We start from the raw sequence: 10,000 nt of genomic DNA, 5'->3' as shown, positions 1-10,000 counted from the left end.
AAGGCAGATTCCCACGCGTTACGCACCCGTGCGCCACTAACCCCGAAAGGTTCGTTCGACTTGCATGTGTTAGGCATGCCGCCAGCGTTCGTTCTGAGCCAGAATCAAACTCTCAAGTTGATGTCCGACATACCCCAGGGGAATCCCAGGGCACACCAGCATTTCAAGGAGCCGTTCCTGCACAATACACAAAGTGTGTTTGCATATTAAGACATGGAACGACTTGACTTTTACCGATCCTCCGACGCCTTGAAGCCGCCAGAAACCGGAGCCGCCGCCCACATGTCCCTTCATCAATCCAACAATGAGAAAGAACCGGACGAGCCTTTACCACCCGGAACATTTGTCCCAGGGAGATCGCATTTACGATCCGATAAGAGGCCAGGAAGCGAACCGGAAAAACCAACTCGCCGCCGCCGGTGAGGGGCGCTTCTATGCGCGACTCCCTATGTCGTCAAGCACTTTTATAGGGTCGTGGAATTCGGGCGTTTTCCGCGCCTATCCGCCTGTAAAATGGCGCTTTCGGTCGCCCGATCCGCGAATCAGTTGTTCCTGGTGAGCACCCTCGCCGTCAGCAGAGGTGCAAATAGCTGATTCAGGATGCCGACGAATTTGCTGACCGGGTTGGACGCCGCGTTGGCGATGTAGATCAGGTCCTTGTCGCGCATCGGAAAGTTCTGCGCGATGATATAGCTCTCCGGCTTCATCAGATTGAGCCGATAGATGACCGGCGGTTCCCCGGCGGCTATTGCCGCGGCATCGTAGCGGAACAGGAACACCGATTTCGGATCGGCCTGGGCATCATTGGGACCGCCGACCCGCGCCAGCGCCTCCGCCAAGGTCAGACTCGGCGACTCGAACGCCACCTGCGACACCTTGGGCGTGGCCCCGAACGCGCTGAAGCTGCGCGGCTCGCCGATGAGCTCGATGCGGTCGCCTGGCAGCAGGGCGAGGTCGTCGCTGCCGCCGGGCCGGATATCGCCGAGCCGCATCTCCGCACTCTCGCCGCCACGGGTCAATCGCACCACCGTGTCGGAACTGCTGACCTTGGAACCGCCTGCGGTCGCTACCGCATCGAGCAGCCGCTCGCGCGCAGCGGTGAGCGGCATCCGCCCGCTGCGCGTAACGTCGCCAAGCAGATAAACGCTGTTGCCCGGGCTGTTGACCACGGTCACCATCGCCTGCGGACTCTGCGACTTGCCGTGCAGCCCCTGCTCTATCATCCGCTGGACATCATAGGGCGTCGATCCGGCGACCATCAGCCGCCCGACATAAGGCAGGCGGATGGTACCGTCAGGCGCGACCGTCACGATATTGACCGGCTGCGAGCGGACGCTCGCATCGACAGTATCAGGCATCGTGGCGCTGCTGCCGAGTCCGCCCGAGGCGCTCTGGGTAGTGCTGCCGAACAAGGTCATGCCGACTTCGTAGATATTGACCTGCAACGCATCGCCCGGAGCGATGCGGTCGACCCGACCCTCGCGCGCCAGTGCCGCGATCTGCCCCGCGCCGCGCCCTGCCGGCGCTACGGCCAGCAGCTTTTGAAACGCCGCCCCATCGAGTTCGACAACCTGGAAACGGAGCGCCGCCTGCGGATCCTGCGCGCCCCGGATCACCTGGCGTCCGGTCGGCCCGCTGGAGGGCAGTGAGGCGCAGCCCGACAGCAGGACTGCGAGCACCGACAAGGCGCCGGTCACTCGGAAGCGGGCGGAAGAACTGGAATGCATGGAGGACCCTATATCGACAATCGCGGCAAATCTATGACTGGGCGCGACGACAAGCGCGCGGGACGCAGCCTCGTCAAGCCCTATTCACCAGCCTGAAGGAGAAAGGCAGCTGGCGCGATCACGCTGCGCGCATTTGCAGGCCATGGTGGACTTCGCAGGCTTCGGCAACCGTATCGTAGAAGGTCAGGTTTCCACCATATAGAACGGCGCCGCGCTCGCAATATTGCTGCAGCGTGTGCGGATCGTGCGACACCATGATGAGCGTCCCGGTTTCCCGTCGCTTGTACAACTCCTCGTGCGAGCGTTTGCGGAAGCGCTCGTCGCCCGCTCCGGTGACTTCGTCGACCAGATAGCAGTCGAAATTGATCGCCAGCGAGATCCCAAAGGCAAGGCGGCCCGTCATGCCCGATGAATAGGTGCGGACGGGCTGATGGAAATAGGCGCCAAGCTGGGCGAAATCCTCGACATAATCGAGGATCTCCTGTTCTGGCTGGCGATAGATGCGGGCGATGAACCGGACATTGTCGGAGCCGGTCATGCCCGGCTGGAAGCAGCTGGTGAAGCCGATCGGCCAGCTTGTCGTCATGCTGCGCTCGATCGTTCCTGAAGTCGGCTGCTCGACGCCAGAGATCAGCCGCATCAGCGTCGACTTGCCGGCACCGTTGGCGCCACAGATGCCGATGCTCTCGCCGCGCTTGATCGAGAAGCTCAGATTGCTGAACACCTGCTTCTGGAACTTGCGGATATGGTAGGTCTTCGAAACATTATCGAACCGGATCATCGAACGGCTTCTCCAAATCCTCGCCACGCCTACCCACAAAATGCTGGACGCTCCGGGCCCATGCTGCAATGCGAGCGAGCATAGACGATGCCTCGCCAAACGCAAAATATGCCCTTCGCAATAGATGCGCGGATGCTGGGCCGGGAGGGCACCGGTGTCGCCACCTATGCGCGCGCGCTGTCGGCTGCGCTGGAACGGCCGGGCATCGCCCCGCTCCGCATCTCGGATCCGAGCTGCGGCAAGGCCATGGTACCGGCCCGCCCGGTCGAGCGCTGGTATCGATGGTCCGAAGCGCTCGCCGACCGTCCGCGACGGCTCCGCCGCTCGAACGGCGAGCTCCACGCCCGCGACATCTTCCGCCTCGCCCAGGTTCATTTCGACCGGCATGGCACGATGCTCCGGCTGATCGCGCCAGGCGACAGAGGCATCGTCCACTGGACCTATCCGCTGCCGATCCGGATCGACGGCTGGATCAACATCTACACGGTCCATGATGCGATCCCGATCACACGGCCCGCGCTGAGCCAGATCGACCCGAGGCGCCATCGCCGGCTGCTCGAGGCGCTAGCGGGCTGCGCCGAACATATCCTAACCGTGTCCGAAGCCGCCCGACGCGACATCATAGACTCGCTGGGCTGCGATCCGAACGTGATCAGCGCCTGCCTGCCGGGCCTCTCGGTCCAGCCCGAAGCTGCGCCGTTGCCGCCGGGGCTGCGCAAGGATGGATATCTGCTGTTCGTCGGCAGCATCGAACCGCGCAAGAATCTGCTCCGCCTGGCGGAAGCATATGTTGCGAGCGGATCGCCCCTGCCGCTCGTCATCGCCGGGCCGGACGGCTGGCGCGCCGACGAGATCACGCCCCGCCTAGCCGCGACTCCAGGGATCATCCGAATGCCCTATGTAGATCGTCCGCTGCTGATGTCGCTCATCGCCGGCGCGCGCGCATTGCTGTTCCCGACGATCACCGAAGGCTTCGGCCTGCCGATCGTCGAGGCGATGCAACTCGGCACCCCGGTGCTCACCTCGCGCGGCGGCGCGACCGAAGAAGTCGCGGGCGGCGCGGCCTTGCTGGCCGATCCGCTGTCGGTGCCGGAGCTGACCGCGCAAATCCGCAGCCTCGCAGATCCCACGCTGCTCGCCGCGCTGAAAAGCAGGGGCGTGGCGCGCGGTGCGAATTTCACCGTCCGTGCCTTCGCCGATCGATTGAACCAGGTCCACGAACGTCTGCTGACCGGGAACGGTGGCCAAATCGTCAGCAGGCCGCTACCGGCCGCGTAACAACAGACTGAGTGGATCAGGATGAGCAAGCTCACCATCGGAATCGACGGCTATAATCTGGCCATGCCGCGCGGCACCGGCGTCGCGACCTACGGCATGACGCTGGCACGCGCCGTCGCTGCGCTCGGCCAGGAGACCCTGGGCGTCTTCGGCATCGATGTGGGGCGAGACCCCGCCCTGCGCCAGATCCTGTTCTTCGACCGGATCGGCAAGGACCGCCCCGGCGAGACCCGCAAGCAGCACAAGCGCCGCATGCGGCGCGAAACCGTCCAGTCGTGGTTGCCGATCCGCGGCGTGGACGTGCCGATGACCGCCGCCGTCGAGAAGCAGACTTTCGCCGAGCGGCTCCCGGCTTTCGACCGCATCGTCAGCACGCCCAGCCTGTTCCAGATCGCCGACCGGCGGCTGCGCGACCGCGGCACGTTCCTGACGCTCAAGATCGACAACCCGCCCGACATCATGCACTGGACCTATCCGGTGCCGATCCGCATGGCGGGGTCGCGCAACATCTATACGCTGCACGATCTGGTGCCGCTCAAGCTCCCCTATACGACGCTCGACAACAAGCGTGTCTATCACCGCCTGATCGACCTGTGCGTGCGTCAGGGCGACCATATCTGCACCGTCTCGGAGTCGAGCCGGAACGACATCCTCAGCCTGTTTCCCGGCGCCTCGCCCGACAAGGTTACCAACACCTATCAGACCGCGCCGGTGCCGGCATCGCTGCTCGCGCGCGATCCGGCCGAGGATGCGCGCGTGATCGAGGGGATGTTCGCGCTCAAGCACAGGGGCTATTTCCTGTTCTTCGGCGCGCTCGACCCCAAGAAGAACCTGCCGCGCATCGTCGAAGCCTATCTGACCACCCAGACCAGCACGCCGCTAGTGATCGTCGGCGCACGGGATTGGGGAACCGAGCAGGAAAGCCGCATCTTTGGCGGAGACCAGGTGTCGCTTTACGGCAAGGCGGTGGCGAGCGGCCTGGTCAAGCTCGACTATCTGCCGCGCGAGATGCTGCTGCGGCTGGTCCGCGGTGCGAAGGCCGTGCTGTTCCCGTCGCTCTACGAAGGCTTCGGGCTCCCCGCGCTGGAGGCGATCAGCCTGGGCACGCCGGTAATCGCGTCGAACAGCAGTTCGATGCCCGAAGTGGTCGGTGATGCCGGGCTGTTGATCGACCCCTATGATGCCGCGTCCATTGCCCGGGCCATTCGCGCGCTCGATGGCAATCCTGCGCTTGCGGAAAGAATCTCCGCCGCCGCGCCCGCCCAGGCGGCGAAGTTCGGCGACGCGATCTATCAGGCAAAGCTGGCGGACATGTACGATCGCGTAATGCGCACCTAACTCAGGCTTGCCCAGGCCAGCGGCGGCGCGCCTCGATGCCATGCGCGTCGAGCGACTGCAGCTCGGCCAGCAGCGGCTCGAGCCGATCGAGCGGCCAGGCATTGGGGCCGTCGGACAGGGCATTGGCCGGATCGGGATGCGTTTCGAGGAACAGGCCGGCGACACCCACCGCGACGGCGCCGCGCGCCAGCACCGGCACATATTCGCGCTGCCCGCCCGACGAACCGCCCTGCGCGCCCGGCAGCTGCACCGAATGGGTCGCGTCGAACACCACCGGACAGCCGGTCTCGCGCATGATCGCCAGGCCGCGCAGGTCGGTAACCAGGTTGTTGTAGCCGAAGGAGGTGCCGCGCTCGGTGACCAGGATCGCGGGTCGATGCCCCGCCGCCTCGGCCGCGCCGCGCGCCTTGGCGACGACATGCGCCATGTCGTGCGGAGCCATGAACTGCGCCTTCTTGATGTTCGCGACCCTGCCGGACGCGCCGACCGCCTCGATCAGATCGGTCTGGCGGGCGAGGAAGGCGGGGGTCTGCAGGATGTCGACCACATCGGCAGCGGCCCGCACCTGCTCGGCATCATGGACATCGGTGAGCAACGCGAGGCCGGTCTCGGCGCGGACCTTCTCGAGGATGCGCAGGCCTTCGTCCACGCCGGGGCCGCGGAAGGAGGCGTTGGAGCTACGGTTGGCCTTGTCGAACGAACTCTTGAAGATGAGCTGCAGCCCGAGCCGGTCGGCGATCCCGCGCAGCCGGCCCGCCACCTGGAGCACCAGCGCCTCGGACTCGATCACGCAGGGACCGGCGATGACGAACAGCGGCTCGTCGAGCCCTATCTTGCGGCCCAGCAGTTCCATCGTCGCCCCTTTTTGCTGCCGCGCTTCTAGAGCCCCCGGCTAGCCCCGCGCAATCGCAAAGCGCGGCTCGAGATCGAGCGCCAGATCGACCGGCTCGGCCGGGCCCTCCTCGAAGCGCAGCTGATCGGCGGGGGAGACGAAGAAGCCGCGGCGCACCAGCCAGTCGCCCAGGTCGGCGCGGGCGGTCAGCCACACCGTGAGCGGCGTCACCAGCAGGCCGAGGGCCACGGGCAGCGACCAGATCGTGCCGTCGATGCCGACCGCGATCGCCGCCATCATCGTGACTCCCAGCGCGACATGCCAGCGGTAGAAGCGCGCGACCTCCCCGAAATCGAGCCCTTCGGCCTCGCGCCGCTGCGGCAACCACCCGCTCTGGCGGCCGCGCAGGATATCGACGATCGCCAGCGTCTGGGTCAGCATCATCACCGGAGCCGAGACGATCGACGTGACGATCTCGAGCGCGGCGCCCTTGGCGATGCTGCTCCAGCCGCCGAGCTGCCGCCGCAGCGCCGGATCCTGGGCCAGGGCGGCCAGCGCCATCAGCTTGGGCCCGAACAGCATCAGCACGGTCAGGCCGAGCAGCCAGCCCGACGATATCAGCACGAAGCCGTCGAAATTGGCACGAAGCTGTTCGAAGATCGCCGCGCCGAGCAGCAGCAGCCACAGCGGCGAGGTCAGGTAGGCGGAGGCGCCCATCAGCAGCTGGAGCCGGCTGACCCAGTGGAAACCGGCGCTGTTGAGCAGCCGGAGATGCTGGAGATTGCCCTGGCACCAGCGGCGGTCGCGCACCGAATGGTCGATCATGGTCGGCGGGAATTCCTCGAAGGAACCATCCGACAGCGTGACCATGTGCACCGCCCAGCCGCGCCGGCGCAGCAGCGCGGCCTCGACCATGTCGTGGCTCATGATGTGGCCTCCGAGCAGGCTGCCCTCGGCAAGCTCGGGCAGGCCGCAGCTCTCGGCGAAGGCCTTGACCCGGACGATCGCATTATGGCCCCAGAAGGTCGCTTCGGTGCCCGACCACCAGCGTAGCCCGGCCGACGCGATCGGGCCATAGACGGACGACGCGAACTGGTGCCAGCGCGCGAACATGGTCTGCCCGTTGATCAGCTGCGGCACGGTCTGGAGCAGGCCGATATTAGGCCGCGCCTCGATCGCCGTCGCCAGCCGCACCATCGCCGCGCCGCTCATCAGGCTGTCGGCATCGAGCACCAGCATATTGTCATAGGCAGCGCCGAAGCGGCGCACCCATTCGGCGATGTTGCCGGGCTTGCGGGCGGTGTTGCGCTCCCGGCGGCGATAATAGACCCGGGCGCGGCTCTCCTCGCGCAGCCGCCGGAAGGCGAGATATTCGCGCGAATGGGCGCGCTCATGCGAATCGCTGAGGATGAAGAAATCGAAGAAATCGGCCGCGCCGACCCGGTCGATCGACTCGGTCATCGAGCGAAGCCGGCGGAAGACCGCACCGACATCCTCGTTGTAGATCGGCATCAGCACCGCGGTTCGACTCTTCGGCAGCGCGACGATCTCGCGCGGGATGACCGGCGCGGGGCCGCGGCCGAGCATCACGAACAGGCCGGCGAAGGCGTTGAGGAAGCCGAAGGCGATCCAGGCGAACAGGCCGAAGAACAGCAGGAAGAAACCCGCGTCGATCCAGTCGATGCCGTCCGAGCGGAGCGGCGTGAACATCTCCTGCGCGGCGAGCAGGCCGAGCAGGAAGCTCATGACGATCAGGAACAGCCGGCGCTGGAACAGCGGCCCGAAATAGGCGAGTGGTTCCTGAGACACGCCGTCGGGCGCGCGCATCAGATCCTGCTCGGGCATGGCAAGCGGCGCTTCGGCAGGCAGATCCCCTGCCGGCGGATCGCCGAAGGCGGGTGACGAGGCGCCCGCTATGTCATTGTCAAATCGATACAAGAATCGGGTCTCGCTCTGCTGTTGCCGATATGGCAAAATTTTCCCGGATCCGGCGCGGCTTTGCGTCAGGACGCCCCAGGCGTTGGCTCAAACGACGTCATTTCCTCGCATTGCACAATGCACGCTCAATAAAACTGATGAATCAGCGTCTCGCTGAGTGCTGCACCGCCGCGCTCCAGCGTCGCGCGCAGGTTGGCGGGCCGGTCGCTGTTGCCGGTGTCGACCACCAGCCGCCAGCGCCCCGCCTGCCCGACCACCGGATAGGCATCGACCGAGATCAGCTTGCCGCGATCGACCGAGACCGACGCGGTGACACCCGAGCCGCGGCCGAGCCCGTTCAGCGCCGCCCCCTCGAAGTCGGCGACCAGCCGCCGCGCATTGGGCAGCGGTTCGGTGCCGGGCCGGCCGGCGGTGCCGGTCCAGCGATCGACCACCCGGGCGAGCGGCGCCGGCACCGGCTCCCCGCCGATCCAGCGCAGCCGGTAATCGAAAGAGAAGCTGCTGCCGGCGCGGGCCGGCTTCGCGGGCGTCCAGAAAGCGACGATATTGTCGTCGGTCTCGCGCCGCGTCGGGATCTCGTAGAGCATCACCGCGCCGGGGCCCCAATCGCCTTTCGGCTCGACCCACAGGCTCGGGCGCTTTTCGTAGAAGACGCCGTCATCCTGATAATGATCGAAGCTGCGATCGCGCTGGAGCAGGCCATAGGCGCTGGCGCCCCTGGGGTCCGCGAAGCTGTTGATCGTCGCGCGCGGCGGGTTGCCGAGCGGACGCCACAGCGTCTCGCCGCCGCTGGTGTGGACGAGCAGGCCGTCCGAATCGTGGATTTCGGGGCGCCAGTCGGTGCGCGCCTGGATATTGCCCTCGTCATACCAGAACATGCTGGTGAGCGGGGCGATGCCGAGCCGCGCGACATCCCTGCGCAGCCACAGCGCCATCGAGATATCCTGGACCACGCCGTCGCGCCCGTCGCGCCCGGCTCCGTTGTGGTTCACGAAGCGATAGGCGCCGACGACGCTGGGCCCTTCGAGCAGCGCATAGATGGTGAGGCCGCCATCGCCATCGGCCCCGCTGCGCTCCAGCCAGAAATCGGTGAAGGCCGGGAATTCCTCCTGGCCGTCGATCCCGGTGTCGATGGCGAGGCCGCGCGCCGACAGGCCATATTGATCGAACGCGCCGGCCGAGCGGAAATAGGAGGCGCCCTGGAAGGCGAGCCAGTCGCCCTTCCCGCCCCGGTTCATCACCCGGAAGCCGGAGACGCCCGGCAGGACATGCGGCGCCGGCCCGTCGCCGGGTGCGACCGCGAACATGTCCGCGCTATGCTCGATCGGCCGCGCGCGGCCGCCCTCGACGATCCAGGTGCGAACCGGCGTGGCGGCGAAGCGGCTGATCGGGAAGAAGCGCACCGCATAGCCGTCGTCGGCGAACAGCGCATGATCGGGCCGGAAGCTGATCCGGTTGACCGCGTCATAGTCGACCTCATGGGCGCGCGGATCGGGCTGCGGCAGCGGCTTCGGCCGGGCGCGCGCCATCGCGGCGGCCTGGGCGCGCAGCCCGTCCCAGCTGAACGGCTGGCCCGCCGCACGGCTGCGCGGCGGCGCGGCGAACGCCCCGCCCCCGAAAGCCAGGAGCGCGCCCAGCAGCTGTATGCCTTGCCGTCTGTCGATCATGCCCGTCCGATATTCAGCATCGTTTCGCCCGCGGTCAATCCAGCCAGCGGCGTTCGGTGCAGGGGCTATACGAGTCGAACATGAACGGGGGCTGTAAGCCGGGCCCGCACCGGGCGAGTGGTGCATTGCGGAGGACGGTGTTTCCGGGCGGACGCCGGGGCCGATTCCCGGGTGCATGGGGTTGATCGGCTGTTTTTCACATTTTGCCCTGTCCGCGCCGGCGATCGCATCGGCCTGGGCGCGGGCGAGCGCCACCATCCGGCGCACCGCGGCGGGGCTGGTGGCGCGCAGATAGCGGGCGATTTCGAGGATGCGGGCGGACTGGCCGCCATGTTTCCAGGCGTTGCGATTGCCGCGCGGCGCGCCGCTGCCCCTGCCGCCATGCATCCGGCAGCGCGCCCTGCCGCCGATCGCGGGCGACCGGCACGCCGTCCCCGCC

The 10,000-nt window shown here is 66.7% G+C and carries 7 protein-coding genes and 1 rRNA gene (1 of these 8 cut by a window edge); 2 read left to right on the top strand and 6 right to left on the bottom strand.

Annotated elements, in window-relative coordinates:
- From AC1DPF_RS15510 to AC1DPF_RS15500, 3 genes are all read right to left on the bottom strand, one after another.
- Positions 1–120: ribosomal RNA gene (locus AC1DPF_RS15510) — 16S ribosomal RNA — on the bottom strand; it reaches 1,369 nt to the left of the window's first position.
- Positions 121–542: 422 nt separating this feature from the next.
- Positions 543–1,727 carry a polysaccharide biosynthesis/export family protein gene (locus tag AC1DPF_RS15505; RefSeq protein WP_477872583.1) on the bottom strand — a complete coding sequence of 395 codons (1,185 nt, stop codon included), beginning with the start codon at positions 1,725–1,727 and terminating at the stop codon, positions 543–545.
- A gap of 118 nt (positions 1,728–1,845) precedes the next feature.
- Positions 1,846–2,508 carry an ABC transporter ATP-binding protein gene (locus AC1DPF_RS15500; RefSeq protein WP_477872581.1) on the bottom strand — a complete coding sequence of 221 codons (663 nt, stop codon included), beginning with the start codon at positions 2,506–2,508 and terminating at the stop codon, positions 1,846–1,848.
- Positions 2,509–2,616: 108 nt separating this feature from the next.
- Between AC1DPF_RS15500 and AC1DPF_RS15495 the strand changes: the two genes are divergently transcribed.
- Complete coding sequence (locus AC1DPF_RS15495) at positions 2,617–3,786, top strand: glycosyltransferase family 4 protein (protein ID WP_477962252.1); 1,170 nt, start codon at positions 2,617–2,619, stop codon at positions 3,784–3,786.
- A 21-nt stretch (positions 3,787–3,807) separates the two neighbouring features.
- Positions 3,808–5,124, top strand: a complete 1,317-nt coding sequence (locus AC1DPF_RS15490) for a glycosyltransferase family 4 protein (protein WP_477962250.1) — start codon at positions 3,808–3,810, stop codon at positions 5,122–5,124.
- 1 nt (position 5,125) lies between these two features.
- Here the strand turns inward: AC1DPF_RS15490 and kdsA are convergent, their stop codons facing one another.
- From kdsA to AC1DPF_RS15475, 3 genes are all read right to left on the bottom strand, one after another.
- Entirely contained in the window at positions 5,126–5,977 is an 852-nt protein-coding gene (kdsA, locus tag AC1DPF_RS15485) for a 3-deoxy-8-phosphooctulonate synthase (protein ID WP_477872575.1), read from the bottom strand.
- 39 nt (positions 5,978–6,016) lie between these two features.
- Complete coding sequence (mdoH, locus tag AC1DPF_RS15480; RefSeq protein WP_477962248.1) at positions 6,017–7,894, bottom strand: glucans biosynthesis glucosyltransferase MdoH; 1,878 nt, start codon at positions 7,892–7,894, stop codon at positions 6,017–6,019.
- A gap of 125 nt (positions 7,895–8,019) precedes the next feature.
- Positions 8,020–10,000: glucan biosynthesis protein (locus AC1DPF_RS15475; RefSeq protein WP_477962246.1), on the bottom strand; the 1,981-nt coding region annotated here is incomplete at its 5' end.

Source organism: Rhizorhabdus sp. P4_G6 (genome assembly GCF_056401045.1).
The sequence above is the reverse complement of the archived record's forward strand: the minus strand, read 5'-3'. Positions and strand labels throughout refer to the sequence as shown.

What these genes read in the sequence shown, in the direction of transcription:
- AC1DPF_RS15495 (WP_477962252.1), top strand. Translation starts at nt 2,617, where the DNA reads ATGCCCTTCGCAATAGATGCGCGGATGCTGGGCCGGGAGGGCACCGGT.
- kdsA (WP_477872575.1), bottom strand. Translation starts at nt 5,977, where the DNA reads ATGGAACTGCTGGGCCGCAAGATAGGGCTCGACGAGCCGCTGTTCGTC.
- AC1DPF_RS15500 (WP_477872581.1), bottom strand. Translation starts at nt 2,508, where the DNA reads ATGATCCGGTTCGATAATGTTTCGAAGACCTACCATATCCGCAAGTTC.
- AC1DPF_RS15505 (WP_477872583.1), bottom strand. Translation starts at nt 1,727, where the DNA reads ATGCATTCCAGTTCTTCCGCCCGCTTCCGAGTGACCGGCGCCTTGTCG.
- AC1DPF_RS15490 (WP_477962250.1), top strand. Translation starts at nt 3,808, where the DNA reads ATGAGCAAGCTCACCATCGGAATCGACGGCTATAATCTGGCCATGCCG.